18 protein-coding genes and 1 riboswitch are annotated in these 19,658 nt (G+C 72.3%); of the genes, 10 read left to right on the top strand and 8 right to left on the bottom strand.

Annotation, left to right across the window (positions count from 1 at the left end):
* Window positions 1–60: 60 nt before the first annotated feature.
* Entirely contained in the window at window positions 61–1,470 is a 1,410-nt protein-coding gene (locus L6E17_RS15525) for a trehalose-6-phosphate synthase (protein ID WP_236241380.1), read from the bottom strand.
* Window positions 1,471–1,515: 45 nt separating this feature from the next.
* Window positions 1,516–2,472 (bottom strand): glucosyl-3-phosphoglycerate synthase, encoded by a 957-nt coding sequence (locus L6E17_RS15520; RefSeq protein WP_236241379.1) that lies wholly within the window; start codon window positions 2,470–2,472, stop codon window positions 1,516–1,518.
* A gap of 168 nt (window positions 2,473–2,640) precedes the next feature.
* Window positions 2,641–2,782: riboswitch (SAM riboswitch) on the top strand.
* A gap of 18 nt (window positions 2,783–2,800) precedes the next feature.
* Between L6E17_RS15520 and thrC the strand changes: the two genes are divergently transcribed.
* The 5 genes from thrC (at window position 2,801) to L6E17_RS15495 (ending at window position 9,251) form a co-directional block, all read left to right on the top strand.
* Window positions 2,801–4,114 (top strand): threonine synthase, encoded by a 1,314-nt coding sequence (gene thrC, locus L6E17_RS15515; RefSeq protein ID WP_236241378.1) that lies wholly within the window; start codon window positions 2,801–2,803, stop codon window positions 4,112–4,114.
* A gap of 37 nt (window positions 4,115–4,151) precedes the next feature.
* Window positions 4,152–4,430, top strand: coding sequence for a MoaD/ThiS family protein (locus L6E17_RS15510; RefSeq protein ID WP_236241377.1), 279 nt, complete (start codon window positions 4,152–4,154; stop codon window positions 4,428–4,430).
* 417 nt (window positions 4,431–4,847) lie between these two features.
* The gene (locus L6E17_RS15505) at window positions 4,848–5,051 is read left to right on the top strand and encodes a cold-shock protein (protein ID WP_003953467.1); all 204 of its coding nucleotides are present in this window, start codon (window positions 4,848–4,850) and stop codon (window positions 5,049–5,051) included.
* A gap of 879 nt (window positions 5,052–5,930) precedes the next feature.
* Entirely contained in the window at window positions 5,931–7,553 is a 1,623-nt protein-coding gene (groL, locus tag L6E17_RS15500; RefSeq protein WP_236241376.1) for a chaperonin GroEL, read from the top strand.
* A gap of 246 nt (window positions 7,554–7,799) precedes the next feature.
* Window positions 7,800–9,251, top strand: coding sequence for a sodium:alanine symporter family protein (locus L6E17_RS15495; protein WP_236241375.1), 1,452 nt, complete (start codon window positions 7,800–7,802; stop codon window positions 9,249–9,251).
* On the opposite strand, the gene L6E17_RS15490 is transcribed toward L6E17_RS15495, so the two are convergent.
* The 4 genes from L6E17_RS15490 to L6E17_RS15475 all read right to left on the bottom strand — a co-directional run bounded on the left by L6E17_RS15490 (window position 9,163) and on the right by L6E17_RS15475 (window position 11,975).
* A complete protein-coding gene (locus L6E17_RS15490) occupies window positions 9,163–10,392 on the bottom strand; it encodes a hypothetical protein (protein WP_236241374.1) in 1,230 nt (409 codons plus the stop codon). The two genes, L6E17_RS15495 and L6E17_RS15490, sit on opposite strands and share 89 nt — an antisense overlap.
* Window positions 10,393–10,751: 359 nt before the next feature.
* A complete protein-coding gene (locus L6E17_RS15485; RefSeq protein WP_236241373.1) occupies window positions 10,752–10,940 on the bottom strand; it encodes a DUF397 domain-containing protein in 189 nt (62 codons plus the stop codon).
* 5 nt (window positions 10,941–10,945) lie between these two features.
* Window positions 10,946–11,152: a DUF397 domain-containing protein gene (locus L6E17_RS15480; RefSeq protein ID WP_236241372.1), complete on the bottom strand. Its 207-nt coding sequence runs from the start codon at window positions 11,150–11,152 to the stop codon at window positions 10,946–10,948.
* Window positions 11,133–11,975, bottom strand: a complete 843-nt coding sequence (locus L6E17_RS15475) for a helix-turn-helix transcriptional regulator (protein WP_236241371.1) — start codon at window positions 11,973–11,975, stop codon at window positions 11,133–11,135. The genes L6E17_RS15480 and L6E17_RS15475 overlap by 20 nt, the downstream gene beginning before the upstream one ends.
* A gap of 123 nt (window positions 11,976–12,098) precedes the next feature.
* Here L6E17_RS15475 and L6E17_RS15470 point away from each other — a divergent pair, with 123 nt between their 5' ends.
* From L6E17_RS15470 to L6E17_RS15455, 4 genes are all read left to right on the top strand, one after another.
* Window positions 12,099–12,314, top strand: coding sequence for a hypothetical protein (locus L6E17_RS15470; RefSeq protein WP_236241714.1), 216 nt, complete (start codon window positions 12,099–12,101; stop codon window positions 12,312–12,314).
* A gap of 1,027 nt (window positions 12,315–13,341) precedes the next feature.
* Window positions 13,342–14,130, top strand: a complete 789-nt coding sequence (locus tag L6E17_RS15465; protein WP_236241370.1) for a formate/nitrite transporter family protein — start codon at window positions 13,342–13,344, stop codon at window positions 14,128–14,130.
* A gap of 411 nt (window positions 14,131–14,541) precedes the next feature.
* Window positions 14,542–14,841, top strand: coding sequence for a hypothetical protein (locus tag L6E17_RS15460; protein WP_236241369.1), 300 nt, complete (start codon window positions 14,542–14,544; stop codon window positions 14,839–14,841).
* Between the two features lie 118 nt (window positions 14,842–14,959).
* A complete protein-coding gene (locus L6E17_RS15455) occupies window positions 14,960–15,958 on the top strand; it encodes an aldo/keto reductase (RefSeq protein WP_236241368.1) in 999 nt (332 codons plus the stop codon).
* 194 nt (window positions 15,959–16,152) lie between these two features.
* On the opposite strand, the gene L6E17_RS15450 is transcribed toward L6E17_RS15455, so the two are convergent.
* Window positions 16,153–17,448: a CHAP domain-containing protein gene (locus L6E17_RS15450; protein ID WP_236241367.1), complete on the bottom strand. Its 1,296-nt coding sequence runs from the start codon at window positions 17,446–17,448 to the stop codon at window positions 16,153–16,155.
* A gap of 105 nt (window positions 17,449–17,553) precedes the next feature.
* Window positions 17,554–18,744, bottom strand: coding sequence for a tachylectin-related carbohydrate-binding protein (locus tag L6E17_RS15445; protein WP_374109075.1), 1,191 nt, complete (start codon window positions 18,742–18,744; stop codon window positions 17,554–17,556).
* Between the two features lie 607 nt (window positions 18,745–19,351).
* On the opposite strand from L6E17_RS15445, the gene L6E17_RS15440 reads away from it, so the two are divergent.
* Complete coding sequence (locus L6E17_RS15440) at window positions 19,352–19,531, top strand: hypothetical protein (protein ID WP_236241366.1); 180 nt, start codon at window positions 19,352–19,354, stop codon at window positions 19,529–19,531.
* The last annotated feature ends 127 nt before the right edge of the window (window positions 19,532–19,658 follow it).

The raw sequence follows: 19,658 nt of genomic DNA, 5'->3' as shown, positions 1-19,658 counted from the left end.
GGCGGCTGCCCGGGTCCCCGGAGCATCGCCCGGACGAGTGCCCGCCCCGCCCCGGCCCGTTCAGCCCCGCAGGGCCCGCAGGGCCTCCAGCTGGTCGAGGAACCACCGCTGCGGCGGCAGCGCGGTCGCCGCGGCCGCCAGGCGCTTCGTGCGCTCCGCCCGTTCGGCCTCCGGCATCGTCAGCGCCTCGTGCAGCGCCCGCGCGGTCGCCGTCACGTCGTACGGGTTCACCACCACCGCGTCCTCGCGCAGCTCCTCGTGCGCCCCCGCCTCCCGCGACAGCACCAGCGCGCAGCCCGCGTCGGAGACCACCGGGACCTCCTTGGCGACCAGGTTCATGCCGTCCCGGATCGGGTTCACCAGCGCCACGTCCGCCAGCCGGTACGCCGCCAGGGAGCGGGCGAAGTCGTCCTTCACGTGCAGGACCACCGGCGTCCAGCCCGGCACCCCGAACTCCGCGTTGATCTCGTCCGCCAGCCGGGACACCTCCGCGGTGTACGCGCGGTACACCTCCAGGTCCTGCCGCGAGGGGTACGCGAACGCGATGTGCACCACCCGCTCACGCCACTCCGGACGCTCCTCCAGCAGCGTCCGGAACGCCAGCAGACCCCGCACGATGTTCTTCGACAGCTCCGTGCGGTCCACTCGGACGATCACCTTGCGGGACGGGTCGCCGATCTGGTCGCGCAGCAGCTCCATCCGCTCCGCCACGTCCGGCTGCCGCGACCGCCCCCGCAGGAAGTCGGCGTCCGCGCCCAGCCCGTGCACGCCCAGCTCCGTGCCGCCGGTGCCGCCGACCACCCGGTCGCAGCACGCGGCGAAGGCGTCCGCCCACCGGCGGGTCAGGAAACCGAGCCGGTCCGCGCCGAGCATGCCCCGCAGCAGCTCCTCCGCCACGTCGTCCGGCAGCATCCCGAAGTAGTCCGGCGGCGCCCACGGGGTGTGCGAGAAGTGGCCGATCCGCAGGTCGGGGCGGAGCTCGCGCAGCATGCCCGGCGTCAGCGCCAGGTGGTAGTCCTGGATCAGCACCGCCGCGCCCGGCGCCGCCTGGGCGGCCAGGGCCTCGGCGAAGGCCCGGTTGTACGCTCGGTACGCCTCCCAGTCCCTGCGGAAGCCCGCGTCGAAGACCGGCTCCAGCGGCGTCTGGTACAGCATGTGGTGCACGAACCACAGCACCGAGTTGGCGATCCCGTTGTACGCCGCGTCCTGCACCTCGGACGGGATGTCCAGCATCCGGACGCCGTCCTCGCCGGTGCCCCGCCGGACCGCCTCCCGGTCGCCCTCGCCCAGCGCCGCGCACACCCACAGCGCGCCCGCGTCCGGGCCGATCGCGGACAGGCCCGACACCAGCCCGCCGCCGCCCCTGCGCGCCTCCAGCGAACCGTCGCCCCGCAGCGCGTAGCTGACCGGGCCCCGGTTCGAAGCCACGAGAATTCCGTAAGCCGTACCGTTCGCCGTCTCCGAAGCCATGGACACGAACCTAGCCGCAAGCAGAAACGCTCAAACGTACGGAAATCAAGCCACGCGGCGCTTTTGCGTGTACTCCGCCACCTCCCGCATGGGCGGCCGCTCCTCCGTGTCCACCGCGTGCGTCCGCGGCACGAAACCGTCCTCGCCCCGATCGAACTGCGTCAGCCGGGGCCGTACGAGGTGCCCGCGCGTCAGCCGCGCCTGCGCCGTCCGGTAGATCGCCGCCGCCATCCGCCCCAGCGCCCGGTCGTCCTGGTGCCTGTGCAGCCGCACGCCCACGTCCACCTGCGCCAACGCGTCCAGACCGACCGTGTGCAGCGCGTCCACCAGCAGCCCCAGCTCCACCCCGTACCCCACCGGGAACGGCAGCCGCTCCAGCAGCGAGCGGCGCGCCGCGTACTCCCCGCCGAGCGGCTGCACGAACCCCGCGAGCTGCGGCCAGTGCAGGTTCAGCAGCGGCCGCGCCACCAGCTCCGTCACCCGGCCGCCCTGCCCGCCGGCCGGACCCGCGCCCAGCGGCCGCTCGTACATCGCCTTCACGAAGGCCACGTCCGGGTCCGTCAGCAGCGGGCCCACGATGCCCGTCACGAAGTCCGCGCTGAACTCCCGCAGGTCCGCGTCCACAAAGCACACCACGTCCCCGCCCGTCACCAGCAGCGACCGCCACAGCACCTCCCCCTTGCCCGCCACGGCCGGTATCCGCGGCAGCACGTCGTCCCTGGCCACCACCCGCGCCCCGGCCTCCGCGGCGACCTTCGCCGTGGCGTCCGCCGACCCCGAGTCGACCACCACCAGCTCGTCCACCAGCGGCACCGCCTCCGACATCAGCTCCCGGCGGATGACCGCGACGATCTCGCCGACCGTCGCCTCCTCGTCCAGCGCGGGCAGCACCACGCTCACCGTCGTGCCCTGCGCCCGCTTGGCGGCGAGCAGCACGTCGACCGGCCGGTCGGCCGCCTTCCAGGACCGCCGGTCGAGCCAGCGCTCCACCTCTTCCAGCACCCGCGCCACTCCTCGTCCTCGGCCGTCCGGACCGCGTTGTGATCCATCTCGCGAGTCGGACGCCTATCTCAGGCATCCACCCCTTCGGTTACAGTCTTGAACAACGCGCAGGACGCCCGCATGCCGGGTCCGCCCCGGCCACCGTGTCCCGCGCCGACAACTTCACACCGCTCATCCAGAGGGGCAGAGGGATACGGCCCGATGAAGCCCCGGCAACCCTCCAGCCGTCAGCTCGCACCCCGCGAGGCCACGGCTAGGGAAGGTGCCAAATCCGTCTCATGGCGAAACGCGCCAGTGAGAAAGATGAGGAGAAAGGGCCTCGCCTCCCATGGCTGTGCAGACCGACGCACCCACCACCAGCACCTCCGCCGCCGCTTCCGGTGCCGCCTCCGTCGACCTCGGGCCCGCCGCCGGCCTCTCCTGCCGCGAGTGCGGCGAGCGCTTCGCCCTCGGCCCGATCTTCGCCTGCGAGCAGTGTTTCGGCCCCCTCGAAGTGGCCTACGACCTGCCGACCGGTGACCCGGAGCGCCTGCGCAAGCAGATCGAGGCCGGCCCCGCCAACATCTGGCGCTACGCCCCGCTGCTGCCCGTCCCGGCCGACGTCGCCGACAAGCCGAACCTCAACCCCGGCTGGACCAAGCTCGTCAAGGCCGACAACCTCGCCCGCGAACTGGGCGTGACCGGCGGCCTGTTCGTCAAGGACGACTCCGGCAACCCCACCCACTCCTTCAAGGACCGCGTGGTCGCCCAGGCCCTGGAGGCCGCCCGCGCCTTCGGCTTCACCACCCTGTCCTGCTCCTCCACCGGCAACCTCGCCGGCGCCGTGGGCGCCGCGGCCGCCCGCGCCGGCTTCCGCTCCTGCGTGTTCATCCCGCACGACCTGGAGCAGGGCAAGGTCGTCATGGCCGCCGTCTACGGCGGCGACCTCGTCGGCATCGAGGGCACCTACGACGACGTCAACCGCTTCTGCAGCGAACTCATCGGCGACCCGATCGGCGAGGGCTGGGGCTTCGTCAACGTCAACCTCCGCCCGTACTACGCCGAGGGCTCCAAGACCCTCGCGTACGAGATCTGCGAGCAGCTCGGCTGGCGCCTCCCCGACCAGATCGTCGTCCCCATCGCCTCCGGCTCCCAGCTCACCAAGATCGACAAGGGGCTCCAGGAGCTGATCAAGCTGGGCCTCGTCGAGGACCGCCCCTACAAGATCTTCGGCGCCCAGGCCGAGGGCTGCTCCCCGGTCTCCGCCGCCTTCAAGGCCGGCCACGACGTCGTACGGCCCCAGAAGCCGGACACCATCGCCAAGTCGCTGGCCATCGGCAACCCGGCCGACGGCCCGTACGTCCTCGACATCGCCCGCCGCACCGGCGGCGCCGTGGAGGACGTGAACGACGAGCAGGTCGTCGACGCGATCAAGCTGCTGGCCCGCACCGAGGGCATCTTCGCCGAGACGGCCGGCGGCGTGACGGTCGGCGTGACGCGCAAGCTGATCGAGAACGGCGTCCTCGACCCCGCCCTCACCACCGTCGTCCTCAACACGGGCGACGGCCTCAAGACCCTCGACGCGGTCTCCCCGTCCACCGGTCCGACCGCCACGATCCGCCCCAGCCTGGACGCGTTCCGCGCCGCCGGTCTGGCCCACTGAGCACCCCGCCCACCTGAGCACCCCCGGAGACCCGCACATGAGCGTCAACGTCCGCATCCCCACCATCCTGCGCACCTACACCGGCGGCCAGGCCGAGGTGCCCGCCGAGGGCGGCACCCTCGCCGAGGTCATCCAGTCCCTGGAGCAGAACCACCCGGGCATCGCCGCCCGCGTGCTGGACGACCAGGGCCAGCTGCGGCGCTTCGTGAACGTCTACGTCAACGACGACGACGTGCGCTTCGAGGGCGGCCTGGCGACCGCCACCCCGGACGGTGCCGGCGTCTCCATCATCCCGGCCGTCGCCGGCGGCTGCTGACCGCAGGACGGCCCTCCGCAGTACCCCGCCACGCCCCCTCCGCAAAAAGCGGAGGGGGCAATTCTGCATGGTTAGGCGCGATAGAGTTGGGGAAGCCCCCGTCGCCGCCTGTGCCACGCGCATATGTGAATGCGCCCGAGCACGACAAGATGAAGCCAAAATGCCTTCGCGTGATGCGGCTTTTGCGCGCTTTGACCGGCCCGACTTGCCCTGGCTTGTTGTCATTTCAGCCACCTTTTCCGATCACTGGTGCTCGGAATTCTCGTCCGATTGACCTGTTGCAGAGGGCAGTTGGGCAGATACATTCAGCCGCGGTCGACGCGTTCCGGCGCACGCTCACTCCTGTCGGTGAGCGAGGTCTGACCCGGGTCCGCGAAGTGCGGTCCTGTGCAAGGGCCAGTAATAGGGGAGTTAGGCATGGCTCAGGGCACCGTCAAGTGGTTCAACGCGGAGAAGGGGTACGGCTTCATCGCGGTCGACGGTGGTGCGGATGTATTCGTGCACTACAGCGCGATCCAGATGGATGGCTACCGCACCCTGGAGGAGGGTCAGCGGGTCGAGTTCGAGATCTCGCAGGGCCAGAAGGGGCCGCAGGCTGACATGGTCAAGCTCACGGCCTGACCGCAACGCGTTTCGGCCGACCAGAATCGAGCGGAGGGCTCGGCTCCCACGTGGAGCCGAGCCCTCCGTCATGCCCGGCGCCCCCGCGGCCGGCCCTGTGGTCGGCGGTCGGCCGTGCGGGGCCCTGAGGGCGACGGTCGGGCCCCGCGGCCGGCCCTGGTCGGCGGCCGGCCGTGCGGGGCCCTGCGGGCGGCACACGATCCTGCCGGGTGCCGGGTGCCGGGTGCCGGGTGCCGGGTGCCGGGTGCCGGGTGCCGGGTCCCGGGTCCCGGGTGCCGGGTCGGGGTGCGGAGCCGGGGTGTCGGGCGGCGGGTGCGGGATGGGCGCGGAGTGCGGGGGTGTCGGGGCTCTGCCCGGGGGCCGGGGTCGGGCTGGGGCGGTCTGCCGCCGGAGGTGTCCGGGCCCGTGCCGGAGGCGTGGGAGCGGCCGTCGCCGGGCCGGGGCGGAGGCGTCGGTCGGCGAACAGGGCCGGCGGGCCGCAGGCGGTGCGGCGTGGCCCCAACGGGGCCGGCCGGGGCGCCTGGTGGGGCCGCGGGGCCGGTGGACCGCCGGCCGCCGCCGCAGGGGCGCCCGGGAGGCGGTCAGAGGGGCGGAACGGCCCTGCGGGGCGCGGTGGCGGAGTGGTCCGAAGGCCCTGTCTCGGCGTGAGGCGCTTGCACTCTCATAGGCCGAGTGCTAATCATTGGCGTTAGCACTCTACGAGCGAGAGTGACAACGAAGGACCTCGTCGGTGAGGCCCGCAGACCGGGTGGAGCAGGGAACCACCCGGTGCGCAGGCCGTCCGTCGCGGGCACCAGCGCGGTCCGAGGCAATCCTTCCCCAAGCTCTCAACTGCGTTCGAGCAGGGGAGACCCCATAAGTCCGGGAGGACCACTTCACATGGCCAAGATCATCGCGTTCGACGAGGAGGCCCGGCGCGGCCTTGAGCGCGGGATGAACCAGCTCGCCGACGCCGTCAAGGTGACCCTGGGCCCCAAGGGCCGCAACGTCGTCCTTGAGAAGAAGTGGGGCGCCCCCACGATCACCAACGACGGTGTCTCCATCGCCAAGGAGATCGAGCTCGAGGACCCGTACGAGAAGATCGGCGCCGAGCTCGTCAAGGAGGTCGCGAAGAAGACGGACGACGTCGCCGGTGACGGTACGACCACCGCGACCGTCCTGGCCCAGGCTCTCGTCCGCGAGGGTCTGCGCAACGTCGCCGCCGGCGCCAACCCGATGGCTCTGAAGCGCGGCATCGAGAAGGCCGTCGAGGCCGTCTCCGGTGCGCTGCTGGAGCAGGCGAAGGACGTCGAGACCAAGGAGCAGATCGCCTCCACCGCGTCCATCTCCGCCGCCGACACCCAGATCGGCGAGCTCATCGCCGAGGCCATGGACAAGGTCGGCAAGGAAGGCGTCATCACCGTCGAGGAGAGCAACACCTTCGGTCTGGAGCTTGAGCTCACCGAGGGCATGCGCTTCGACAAGGGCTACATCTCGGCGTACTTCGCGACCGACATGGAGCGCATGGAGGCGGTCCTCGAGGACCCCTACATCCTCATCGTCAACTCCAAGGTCTCCGCGGTGAAGGACCTCCTTCCGCTGCTGGAGAAGGTCATGCAGTCGGGCAAGCCGCTGCTGATCATCGCCGAGGACGTCGAGGGCGAGGCCCTGTCCACGCTGGTCGTGAACAAGATCCGCGGCACCTTCAAGTCCGTCGCCGTCAAGGCCCCGGGCTTCGGCGACCGCCGCAAGGCCATGCTCGGCGACATCGCCATCCTCACCGGTGGCCAGGTCATCTCCGAGGAGGTCGGCCTCAAGCTGGAGAACGCCGGTCTGGACCTGCTGGGCCGCGCCCGCAAGGTCGTCATCACCAAGGACGAGACCACGATCGTCGACGGTGCCGGTGACAGCGACCAGGTCCAGGGCCGCGTCAACCAGATCCGCGCCGAGATCGAGAACTCGGACTCGGACTACGACCGCGAGAAGCTCCAGGAGCGTCTGGCGAAGCTGGCCGGCGGCGTGGCCGTCATCAAGGCCGGTGCCGCCACCGAGGTGGAGCTCAAGGAGCGCAAGCACCGCATCGAGGACGCGGTGCGCAACGCCAAGGCCGCCGTCGAGGAGGGCATCGTCGCCGGTGGTGGCGTGGCCCTGCTCCAGGCCGGCAGCGTCTTCGAGAAGCTGGAGCTGGACGGCGACGAGGCCACCGGTGCCGAGATCGTCCGCAAGGCCCTGGCTGCCCCGCTGACGCAGATCGCCGTCAACGCCGGCCTTGAGGGCGGCGTCGTGGTGGAGAAGGTCCGCAACCTCACCCCGGGTCACGGCCTGAACGCCGCGACCGGTGAGTACGTCGACCTTATCGCCGAGGGCATCATCGACCCGGCCAAGGTGACGCGCTCCGCGCTGCAGAACGCCGCGTCCATCGCGGGCCTGTTCCTCACCACCGAGGCCGTCGTCGCCGACAAGCCGGAGAAGGCCGCCGCGGGCGCGCCGGGCGGCATGCCGGGCGGTGACATGGACTTCTGATCCCCGCGGATCGGACCCGTCCTTGACCGAGGGCGGCACCTTCCTCCAGGAAGGTGCCGCCCTCGGGCGCGTCCGGGGCGCGGTGCGGTGCGGTGGGGGCGGCGGTTGCTCCTACCCCGTTCCGACACGCCTCACGTGTGACTTTTTACGTAATGCCTGGTTGACCGCCGTATGTCAGGATGTCCCGGGCCCTGGGCCACCCATGCCCGAGCGCCGCTCCCCCGTAGTCCCCCCACAAGGAAGCACGTGGACAGCCTCGACTCCCTGATCGTCGACATCAACGACGTTTTCTGGACGTACCTGCTCATTCCCGTCGTCGTGCTCGCGGGACTCTGGTTCACCCTGCGGTCCAAGGGCGTGCAGCTGCGGCTGCTGCCGGAGATGTTCCGGGTGGTGAGGGAGCCCGCGCCGACGGCCGAGGGCGGCGCCAAGCCGGTCTCCTCCTTCGCCGCCTTCACCGTCTCGGCCGCGGCCCGCGTCGGCACCGGCAACATCGCGGGTGTCGCGGGCGCCATCACGCTGGGCGGCGCGGGCGCCGTCTTCTGGATGTGGGTCATGGCGCTGGTCGGCGCCGCGTCCGCGTTCGTCGAGTCGACGCTGGCGCAGCTGTACAAGGTGCGGGGCGAGGGCGGCACGTACCGCGGCGGCCCGGCGTACTACATGCGGCGCGCGCTCGGGAAGCCGTGGCTGGGCCTCCTCTTCGCGGTGACGATCACCGTGACCTTCGGTTTCGTCTTCAACGCCGTGCAGTCCAACACGATCACCGCGGTCGCGGGCGGCTCGCTGGGCGGCGCGGACTCCGAGTGGTTCGCCCCGGCCGTGGGCGCGGGCGTCGCGCTCCTGCTGGGCCTGGTCATCTTCGGCGGCATCCACCGCATCGCCTCGGTCACGCAGTGGCTGGTCCCCGTGATGGCGATCGTCTACCTCGTGCTGGGCGCGGCGGTCGTGCTGCTCAACGTCAGCGACATCCCGCGGGTCTTCGCGGACATCGTCGGCGGCGCGTTCGGCTTCCGCGAGGTGGCGGGCGGCGCGGTCGGCGCGGCGATCCAGAACGGCATCCGGCGCGGCATGTTCTCGAACGAGGCGGGCCTGGGCTCCGCGCCCAACGCGGGCGCCACGGCGGAGGTGTCCCACCCGGTCAAGCAGGGCCTGGTGCAGGCGCTGGGCGTCTTCTTCGACACGCTGCTGATCTGCTCGATGACGGCGTTCATCATCCTGACGACCAACCCGGCGCTGGCGGGCCGCCAGGGCGCCGACCTGACGCAGTCCGCGCTCCAGTCCGCGCTGGGCGGCTGGGCGGGCCACGTCCTCACGGCGGTCGTCTTCATGCTGTGCTTCTCGACGCTGATCGGGAACTACTACTACGGCGAGTCGAACATCGAGTACATGACGGACAAGCGCTGGGTGCTGCCCGCGTACCGCGTGCTGGTGCTGGCGACCGTCTTCCTCGGCGCGCTGGGCACGGTCAGCGTGGTGTGGAACCTCGCGGACGTCTTCATGGGCCTCATGGCGCTGATCAACCTCGCGGCGATCGTCCCCCTGTCCGTGATCGCCTTCCGCCTGATGGACGACTACCAGAAGCAGCGGCGGGCCGGTCTGGACCCGGTGTTCACCAAGGACCGCATGCCGGACCTGGTGAACGTCGAGTGCTGGGACACCCGCCCGGCCGCCGTCCTGGTCCGCGAGCGCGTGGGCTGACGGCACCTGTCGTACCCGTACGAGGGCGGCGCACCGGAACCTTCCGGGGCGCCGCCCTCGGGCGTCCCGGCCCGAGCACCCCGCCACGCGGCACGGCCTCCGAGGGGCCGCGGAAGGCCCGCGGAAGGGCCGCGAAGGACCGGCGTCGCACGGAGCCCACAGGGCGCGGCACGGCTGTCGACCGGGGTGCTGAAGGCCCGCGCGGCACGGCTCCGAGGCGGCGCGGAAGGCCCGCGTCGCCGCCGTCACGTCCTGGTGCTCCCTTCAGGCGCCGGTAGGCCGACGGCCGCCGCGCGGGCTTCCGCCGCGCGTGCCGCTGCCGCGCGGGCTTCCGCGGCGCGGGCGCGGACCTGGGCCGGGTCGAGGGGCGACGGGCGGGGGTGGGGGCGGCCTCGCCCCGGCAGGCGGGACAGTCGCCCTCCCGCAGGAGTTCGGCGGGTACGGGCCGCCCGCAAGTGGAGCACTCCAGTCTGCGGGCGGTGCGGCGGGCGGACGGCGGCGGGGCGAACGGCGGCGGGGGCGGCACCTTGTCGACCAGGCGCCTGCGGACGAGCCCCGCAGGGTGGTGCACGGGGGTCGGCAGCCCGGTCGTGAGGGCGTGCAGCACCTGCTGCTCGGTGGCGCCGCGCACGAACCACTCCTCCACCAGCGGCACCATGGCGGTGCACTCGCCCGCCGACAGCGACAGCACGGGCGCCTCGCGGCCGAGCGCGGCCAGCAGGATGTGGGCGCGCGAGCGGGTGGCCCTCACGCGCTCCTCCGGCACGTCGCCGTTGCGGAAGGCCGTCCACCAGGCGTCGTCGCGCGGGGTGCGCGACCACCAGGTGCGGGTGACCCACAGCTGGCCGCCGTCCGGGGACTCCACCTGCTCGCCGCCGCGCCGCAGGTGGCCCGCCCTGCTGATGCGGCCCAGGGACGTGGCGACGGCGCGCTGCCCGTACGGGAGGACCTGGGCGAGGGTCTTGATGGAGATGTCGGCGCCGTCGTCGAGCCGGTCGATGTAACCGGCGATGGCCGCGTCGCGCGGGACGAGGTGCTTGAAGTCGTTCTCGGAGCGGGGGTGTTGGGCGGGGGCGGTCCGCTTGCCGTAACCGGGGTTGGCGCGCGGGTGCGGGGTCGCACTAGGGTGACTGTCAGCCATCGATCGGAAACTTTCTTTTCTCGATCTGATCGGTCAGGCCCCTTCGGCGCGTTGCAGGCACCGTGGGGGCCGACTTGTGTCATCAGTCGGGTGGTCGGACACCGCGCACGCTAGCCCTTGGCAACTGACCGTGGCAAATCGCTTGCGTACGGTCACCAGTTCGGGCGGGTGGGTGGGCTTCACCTGACCCATGAACCATTCCACTGTTAAGAGCGCTCGCGTCTCGGGGCTTGAGACCCGGGCGCTGAGCAGGGGCTTCAGCGCCAGAAACCGAAGATCGCGACGTGCGTACCGGTGCCGGTGGCGGGTGGCGCATGCGGTTCCTGCCTGAGGCGGAGCCGGGGGACGCCTTCGGAGTGTCAGGCCGCTTTCACGTGCGCCACGAAGGCGCTCCAGGGGCCCGCCCGGAACACGAGCTCCGGGCGCTCCGGTGCCTTGGAGTCCCGGACGGGGACCAAGCCGGGGTAGCCGTCGGCGACTTCGAGGCAGTCGCCTCCGCTACCTCCGCTGTAGCTGGACTTGCGCCACTCGAAGCTGCTGGTCTCCATGGGCGTCATCCGCAGGCCGGACGCCAGGCCGCTTTCACATGCGCCACGAAGGCGCTCCAGGAGTCCGCCCGGAACACGAGCTCCGGGCGCTCCGGTGCCTTGGAGTCCCGGACGGGGACCAAGCCGGGGTGGTCGTCGGCGACTTCGAGGCAGTTCCCCCCACTACCGCCGCTGTAGCTGGACTTGCGCCACTCAAAGCTGCTGGTCTCCATGGGCGTAATCCTCTGCCACCGATTCGATCAGGGCCAGGGAATCCCCGAGCGACAAAGCGCCGGCCCCCAGCAGATCGTAGGTCAGTTCGTGCCGTCTGACCGCCTCCTCGTCGTCGTCGAGACGCCCGGAGCTCAGGCCCTCCGTGTACGCGAGCGGGGTGGCGTCGTCGAAGTACATCAGCTTCAGGGCGCCCTCCATGGCGGCGTGCGCGCCCGCCCGGAAGGGCAGCACCTGCACGATGACGCGGTGGCCGCGGATGAGGGCGGCGATGTGCCGCAGCGCCTCCGCCATCACCTCCGGCCCGCCGACCGGTCGCCGCAGCACCGCCTCGTCGAGGATCGCCCAGAACAACGGCTTTGTTGGATCGTCAAGCAGCTTCGTCCGGGCCATCCGGTCGTCCACGCTCTGGTCGATCACCTGCTCGGGCGCCGTCGGCGCGTACGCACGGAACACCGCCTTCGCGTACGCGCGGGTCTGGATCAACCCCGGGATCAGCAGCGGGGTGTACTCCTTGATGGCCGACGCGAGCGCCTCCGCGGCCGCCGCCGCCGCGAAGTGGTCCGGATACGGCGACTTCTTCGAGGCGTCGCAGTTGCGCTCGAAGAAGCCGTCCGTCTTCAGCTCCTGGTCCAACCGGACCGCCATACGGGGGTGCATGCGGCGGGTCCCCGCCTCCAACTGCCCGATGAAGGAACCGCTGACGAAGAGCGGTCTGCCCAGAGCCTCCTGGCTGAGTCCGGCCTTCTCGCGCGCGTAGCGGAGCTCGGAGCCGAGGAGGGCCCGGGGCGAGGCGGACGCATCCAGACGCTTCGGAGCGGGCATGGTGCAACTCCCGTTAGCCAGTTGGGGTTGTTGGGATGCCGACTCTGTTCAGGCTAGCCACGCAGCGGCCACGCTGTGTGTGGAACGCGAATACTCAGCGTGTGTATCAGGAGGTGCGTGGACATGATGGGGCGCGGCAAGGAACGGCTGCAGGCCGCGGAGGACACCGTCGAACGGCTGCGGGGGGAGCTGCTGCGTGTGGGGGTGGTCCTGCCGTCGCTGGGCCTGGACCTGGTGACCGTCGCCGGGGACGTGCCGTGCCCGCTGGTGGAGCTCGGCCGGTGCAACCTGGACACGGCGGAGCGGCTGGCGGCGGCCCTGGAGGTGGCGCGCCGGTGAGGCCGGACCCGGCGGTGCCGGTCGGGGCGTACGTCCTGGACGGGCGCGACGGGCGGGTGGGCCAGGTCATGGGCCATGAGGGCGGCCGCGTGCGCTGCGCCCGCCGGGCGGCGGCCGCGAATGGGACTGCCCGCCGCACGAACTCGCCCCGGCACCGCCGTACCTCGTGCTGAGCGCCCGCGTCCGCGCCCTCAACCGGGCCAGCCTCCGCTAGGCCTTCCGGAAGGCCAGGGGCCGGCAACGGCTGTCGGCGGTGAGGCGGATCCCCGTGGCGGGGCCGCCGCGCGGGCGGCCGATGGCGTGGCCGTCCGGCTCGTCGGCCGGGGCCCTTCCTGTGGATCCCGGCCGCATGCCGGTGACCCCGCACGGTCGCGGAGTCCGCCCAGGTGACGCAGGCGCGCGGGCCCGCCGACCACGCCCGGGACGGTCGCCGGCCCCGCTCGGACGGCCGTCCACGGGGCGCGGCGCACCCGCCTCGTCGTGGACTGGGCCATCACCCAGGCAGTGCAGCCTCCTGAAGTGCGCCCCGCGCACCCGGGCGCTCCGCAGCCGCCTGCCGGCCCCTGACGGGCTGAATCCGTTGCTGACGATACGCAGCCTGCCGGTCCCCGTCGCCGAGTCGCGCGGCCTGCGACTCGCCGCTACACAGGAGTCATGAGCGGCGCGCCCCCCCCGCCCCGGCGGAAAGGTCCCTGGCAGCGGCATGACCACGGCGACCGGGGGCAGAGCCACGAGGACGGCACGGAGGTGAAGGCCCGGCCCTTCACGCCCCTGCCGCAGGGCCGTTCCGGCTCGGACCGGACCCGCAGGACGGCGCCCCGCCCGTAGCCGTCCCCCGGCCTGCCGCCGACTGCCCTGACCGGCCGGAGGAGGCGCGGCTGCCGGACCGGGGTAGGCGGGCGCTTCGCGGCGCCTTCCGGCGGCTCGGCCACGACGGCCGGGGAGGGGCCGGGGCCGCCTCCCGCGGATGCCACTCGGGCGCCGTACGGCGCCGCCCGCCCCTCGCTCACCCGGGAAGGGAGCCCGCATGTCCGCACCGCCGGACCCCCGGGAGATCTACCACCGCGCCGAGGAGGAAGGCCGGCGCCGGCTGGCCATGCCTCCGCTGGAGAAGACCTCCACCGGGTTCATCGCCGGTGTCACCATCGTGTTCGGCATCGTGGCGCTCGCGATGGCGGACGAACTGGCCAGACCCCGGCTGGGAACCGGCCTGGCCCACCTCGCCGGAGCCCTCGCCTTCGGGATCGGCGTGGTCTTCGTCGTCGTCGGCCGTTCCGAGCTGTTCACCGAGAACTTCTTCGGCCCGGTCGCAGCAGTGATCCACCGGAACAACCGCTCGGCCTGGATCCGGCTGGGCCGCCTCTGGGCCGTCGTCCTGGTGCTCAACTTCGTCGGCGGGGCCGTCATGGCCGCGATCTTCTCGGTGGAGGGGACGCTCCCCGCGGGAGCCCACCACGTCCTCGCGGAAGCAGCCCGGGACCTCGCGGCGAAGGGCGGTCTGGCCACCTTCACCCGCGGCATCGCGGCCGGAACGCTGCTGACCCTGCTGTCGTATCTGCTGCATGCAGCCGACTCGACCGGAAGCCGCATCGTCCTCGCCTACGTGGTCGGCTTCTTCCTCGCGCTCGGGCCGTTCGACCACGTCGTCGTCTCCGGCCTGCACCTGCTGTTCGGCGTATGGCTCGGCGACGCGGTCACCTACGCCGATGTCGGCTTCAACGTCCTCCTGGCGGGCGCGGGCAACCTGCTGGGAGGACTGCTGCTCATGACGCTCACCCACACCGCTCAGGTCAGGGGGGCCCGGCAGGACAAGTAGGGCGCGGCCGGGACAGCCGACGAGGCATCCCGGGGCGCCCGCCCCACGCGGCCGCCCGCCCCGGACGCCGCATCGGCACGGCGAGCAGCCCCGACGCCCCGGCGCCGCGCGTGGGGCCCCGGGGGCGGGGTGCCGCGTCTTGAGGCCCCGTATCTCGGGGCGCCGCGTCCTGCCCTGCCGGGCGGTGGAGTGCCCTGCCCTGGGACGCCGCGCCCCGAGCCGTGCCCGGGGAGCCGCGCCCCGAGCGCCGCCGCGGGGGCGGGGCGGGCCGCCGCCATCGGCGGGCCGGTCGGGGCGGCCCGCCCCGGCGGATGCACCGTGATGGCCGCGCCGGGTGGCGGGCCGGGGGCACGGGCCGCACGGTGGCAACGGGACCCGTCCGGGGCCCCGAAGCGACAAGGAGCATGTGCGATGCGGATGATGCTGCGCGCCAGGATGGACACCGCGCTCGGGAACGAGGCGGTCCGGAGCGGCCAGGTCGAGGGCATGCTGCGCCGGATGATGGAGGAGCTGCGGCCGGAAGCCGCCTACTTCGTCGCCGAGGAAGGGCGGCGGGCCGCCATCCTCGTCTTCGACATGCAGGACCCGTCGCAGGTACCGGCCGTCTGCGAGCCGCTGTTCCTGACGGTCGGCGCCGAAGTCACCCTCCAGCCCTGCATGGACATGGACGACCTGCGGCGCGGCCTGGAAGCCCTGGGCGACCGGCAGTAGACCGGCGGCGGTTCCGCCGGAGAGGGGCGGGCCCGCGCCCCGCGCATGCCGTACACGCGGGCCGGCCTGCGCGCCGCGCCCTTGCTTCGAGCGCGCTCCAACGCGTTGGCTTGGGTCCATGAAGTACACGCAGCTCGGACGCACCGGACTCAAGGTCAGCCGCCTCGTCCTCGGCACGATGAACTTCGGCCCTCAGACGGACGAGGCCGCCGGCCACGCCATCATGGACGCCGCGCTCGACGCGGGCGTCAACTTCTTCGACACCGCCAACGTCTACGGCTGGGGCGAGAACAAGGGACGCACCGAGGAGATCATCGGCTCCTGGTTCGCGGGGGGTGGCGAGCGGCGCGACAAGGTGGTGCTCGCCACCAAGGTGTACGGGTCGATGCACCGCGACGGGGAGACCTGGCCCAACCACGACAAGCTGTCCGCCGTGAACATCCGGCGCGCCGTCGACGCCAGCCTCAAGCGGCTGCGGACCGACTACATCGACGTCTACCAGTTCCACCACATCGACCGCGACACGCCCTTCGAGGAGATCTGGCAGGCGGTCGACGTCCTGATCCGGCAGGGAAAGATCCTCTACGCCGGATCCAGCAACTTCCCCGGCTACAAGATCGCCCAGGCCAACGAGGCCGCCGCCCGCCGCGGCATGGTCGGCCTGGTCAGCGAGCAGTGCCTGTACAACCTCGTGGAGCGGCGCGCCGAGATGGAGGTCATCCCGGCCGCCCAGGACTACGGCCTCGGCGTCATCCCGTGGTCCCCGCTGCACGGCGGGCTGCTCGGCGGGGCCCTGCGCAAGCAGCGCGAGGGCTCGGCGGGCCCGCGCTCCGGCGGCGGACGGGCGGCGGAGGCGCTCGCCGACCCCGAGACCCGGCGCAGGATCCAGGCGTACGAGGACCTGCTCGACAAGCACGGCCTCCAGCCCGGCGAGGTCGCCCTGGCGTGGCTGCTGACGCGGCCCGGCGTCACCGGCCCGATCGTCGGGCCGCGCGTCGCCGACCAGCTCGACTCCGCGCTGCGGGCGGTCGAGCTGGAGCTGGGCGACGAGGTGCTGGCCGAGCTGGACGCGATCTTCCCCGGGCCGGGGCCGTCGCCGGAGGCGTTCGCCTGGTAGACCGCGCGGGCGCGGGGCGGCCCAGGTCAGCCCAGGGCCGCCGCCACCGCGACGATCGCGAACATCAGCACGAGCACACCGGCCATGATCCGGTTTCGGGTCTTCGGGTCCACCCTTCGAGGTTAACCCGCCCGCCACGGGCGCGGCCCCGCCCCTCGGACACAAGGGGCGGGGCCGTCGTACCGGCAGGCGGGTCAGCCGACGGGGGAGGCGAAGCCCATCACGCGGCCCGCGCCGACCGGGCTGGAAGCGGTCTTCCAGGTGAACCAGCCGCTCTTGCTGACCTTGCGGCTCTCGTTGCCGCCGACCGTCTGGATCTGGGTGCCGTCCGACGAGACGCCGACCACGATGTTCACGTGGTTGGCCTCGCCGTCGCCCAGGCTGCCGTCCGTGTCGTACAGCACCGCGTCGCCGACCTTCGGGGAGCCCGTCTTCCAGGTGCCGTGACCGGTCCCGTACTTGTAGAGGCTCCAGGCGCGGGCGTCGAGCTGCGAGGCGTAGTCGACGTCCTCGCCGGCCCAGATGTACTTGACGAACTCGGCGCACCAGGCGCTGCTGTGGTCGAACGGGTAGCTGGTGAAGGTCTTGCCGACCTCCGCGTTGGCGGCGTTGGCGATGTCCTGGCCGAGGGTGCTCACGCTCTTGCAGCTCACGGTGCGGGGCGCCGCGGACAGCAGCTGCTGCGTCCAGCCGGAGGCGTCGACCGGGTCGGAGAGGTGGTAGGCGATGTCCGTGCCGCTGCCGTCCGAGATGTTCCCGTCCTTGTACCAGTACATGGCACCGGTGGTCGGGATGCGGCCGTAGTAGAAGCCGGCACCGGGCGACACGAGCTGGTCGAAGGCGGACCAGCCGTCGGTCTTCAGGTCGCTGCGGCGCCAGGCGTCGCCGATGATCTGGTACGAGATCAGCTTGCCGTCGACGCTGGTGGCGATCAGGCGGTCCTGGCCCGCGGCGGCCAGCGTCTTCAGGACGAAGCCGCTGTCGATCTCCTTGCGCATGCCGATGTGCTGGGATCCGGCGGGCTTGTCCTCGGTGACGGTGTACTGGAGGAGCAGGCCGGACGAGGTGGTGCCGTAGAGGTGCCCGTAGCCGTCGTAGGTGAGCTTGTCGTGGGTCCAGCCGCTGTCGGCGATGCGGACCGGGGCGCCCGCCAGGACGAGCGAGGTGTTGTTGGTCTGGACGTCGACGCGGTATAGGGCGCCGGTGGTGGAGGTGACCAGGATGGTGTTGAAGTTCAGGGTGGCCATCGCCTTGGGCTCGAAGCCGAGGTCCGCGCCGACGAGGCTCTTGATGCGGTCGCCGTTGGTCGGGTTGATCGCCGAGTACGTCAGGCGGCCGTCCGGGAGGACGCCGTAGACGGAGGCCGTGCCGGAGCACACCGTCTCCGCGGCCACGGCCGTGCCGGTGTTCACGGTGACGAGGCCGAGGGAGAAGGCGCCGGCGGCGAGGGCGGTGACGGCGGTGCGCAGGGTCTTGCTGGTGCGGAACATGCCCGATGTCTCCTGGTGTGAAAGGTGGAGTGGACGGCCCTGACGCGGGGCCGGAAGTCTGTGAAGGGGTGCAGGCGGGCCGGCGGGACCTCGGCCGGGCGCGGCTCAGTACCAGTTGTTCGCCTGGAAGAAGCGCCAGGCGCCGCAGGGGGAGCCGTAGCGGCCGTCGACGTACCCGAGGCCCCACTTGATCTGCGTGAGCGGGTTGGTCTGCCAGTCGGCGCCCGCGGTGCCCATCTTCGAGCCGGGCAGGGACTGCGGAATGCCGTAGGCGCCGGAGGAGGGGTTCGACGCGTTCCAGCGCCAGCCGCTCTCCTTGTCCCAGAGCTTCTCCAGGCAGGACCACTCGCTGGAGTTGGCCCAGGCGGCGTCGTGCGCGTTCATCATGTCGCGGCCCGCGGCCTTGACCTCGGCGATGTTGTCCCGGTCGAGACTCGTCGTGCAGGTGTACGAGTCGGGCTGCGCCGACAGCAGCTGCTGCGACCAACCGCTCGTGCTGACCGGGTCGTCGGTGTGGTACGCGATGTCCGCGCCGCTCTTGTCGGTCGGGTCGGCGTCCTTGTACCAGTACATGGCGCCGCTGGTGGGGATGCGGCCGTAGTAGACGCCCGCTCCGGGGGAGAGGAGCTGGTCGAAGGCGGACCAGCCCTCGGCCTTCAGGTCGTTGCGGCTCCACGTGCCGCTGCTGCTGATGACGTACTCGTACAGCGCGCCGCCGGAGGTGGTGGCGAGGAGGCGGTCGTCGCCGGTGGCGGTCAGCGTCTTGAGGGCGAAGCCGCTGTCGATCTCCTTGCGCATGCCGATGTGCTGGGATCCGGCGGGCTTGTCCTCGGTGACGGTGTACTGGAGGAGCAGGCCGGACGAGGTGGTGCCGTAAAGGTGGCCGTGGCCGTCGTAGGCGAGCATGTCGTGGGTCCAGCCGCTGTCGGCGATGCGGACCGGGGCGCCCGCCAGGACGAGCGAGGTGTTGTTGGTCTGGACGTCGACGCGGTACAGGGCACCGGTGGTGGAGGTGACCAGGACGGTGTTGAAGTTCAGCGTGGCCATCGCCTTCGGCGTGAAGCCAAGGTCGGGGCCGATGCGGACGCGGGTCAGGTCCCCGTTGGACGGGTTGATCGCCGAGTACGTCAGGCGGCCGTCCGGGAGGATGCCGTAGATCGACGCGGTGCCGGTGCAGGTGGTGGCCGCTTCGGCGTCAGTGGCCTGGGTGACGGCGCCGGCGGTGAGCAGGGCAGCTCCGGCGGCTCCGGCGAGCAGCGCGCCCGGTGGTCCGACCGGCCCGTGCGGGCCGTACAGGGCGATCTGGCCGACCCCGCCTCGCTCCGCGGCGTCTGCGAGGGCGTCGACACCGTCCTGCACCTCGCGGCGCGCGTCGGCGGCGACGAAGGAGAGCTGCCGCGCCGTCAACACCGAGGGCACCCGCGCCCTGCTCGCGGAGGCCGGGCGGGCGGCGTCGGGCGCGTGGTCCAGCTGGGCACCGCGGCCATTAATGGCCCTGCCGGGACGAGCCCCACCGCGGGGAAGGCGGGGGTGCCTGGCCGAGGAGCCGGTGTCCCCGACGAGCGTGACCCGGCTGGCCGGGGAGCGGCTGGTACTCGCGGCCGGAGGCACGGTGCTCCACCCGCATCTCGTGTACGGGGCGGGCGACACCTGGGTCGTGCCCGGCACTGGTGCGGATCCTGGCCGCGGTACCGCACTGGGTGGACGGCGGCCGCGCCCGCATCTCCATGGTGTCCGCCGACGCGCTGGCCGGTGCGCTCGCCCACCTCGCGACGGGGCGCCGTCCCGGCGGCTGGCCAGCGGGGTGCTGCACGCGAGCCACCCGGAACCCGTCACCGCACGGGAGCTCCTCACCGCGGTGTGCCGTGCGCTGGGCCTGCCGGAGCCGCGGGCGAGGTCGCGCGTGAGCGCGCCGCGGGAGCTGCTGGCGGCGGCCGGGATGCCCGGCGGGCGCAGGACGGTGTCGCTGCTGGCGACGGACCACTGGTACGACAGCAGCCGCCTGTGGTCGATGGTGTCGGGTGGGGCCCGGCCCGGCGTTCTGCGACGCCTTCCCGCGTACTGCCGACTGGTAATGCGGTGACCACGCCCGGCGCAGCGAAGTGGGGCGGCGGTGACGGTCGGGCCCTGCCGGCGGCCTCTTCGGCGCCGCACCGGAGCATGCTTCCTTACCGGGGCCCTGCACCGGGTCCCTGCGCCTGGGCCCTGCA

The organism is Streptomyces sp. CC228A, assembly GCF_021390935.1.
Lineage (GTDB): Bacteria > Actinomycetota > Actinomycetes > Streptomycetales > Streptomycetaceae > Streptomyces.
This window is presented reverse-complemented; position numbering and strand designations above follow the sequence as displayed.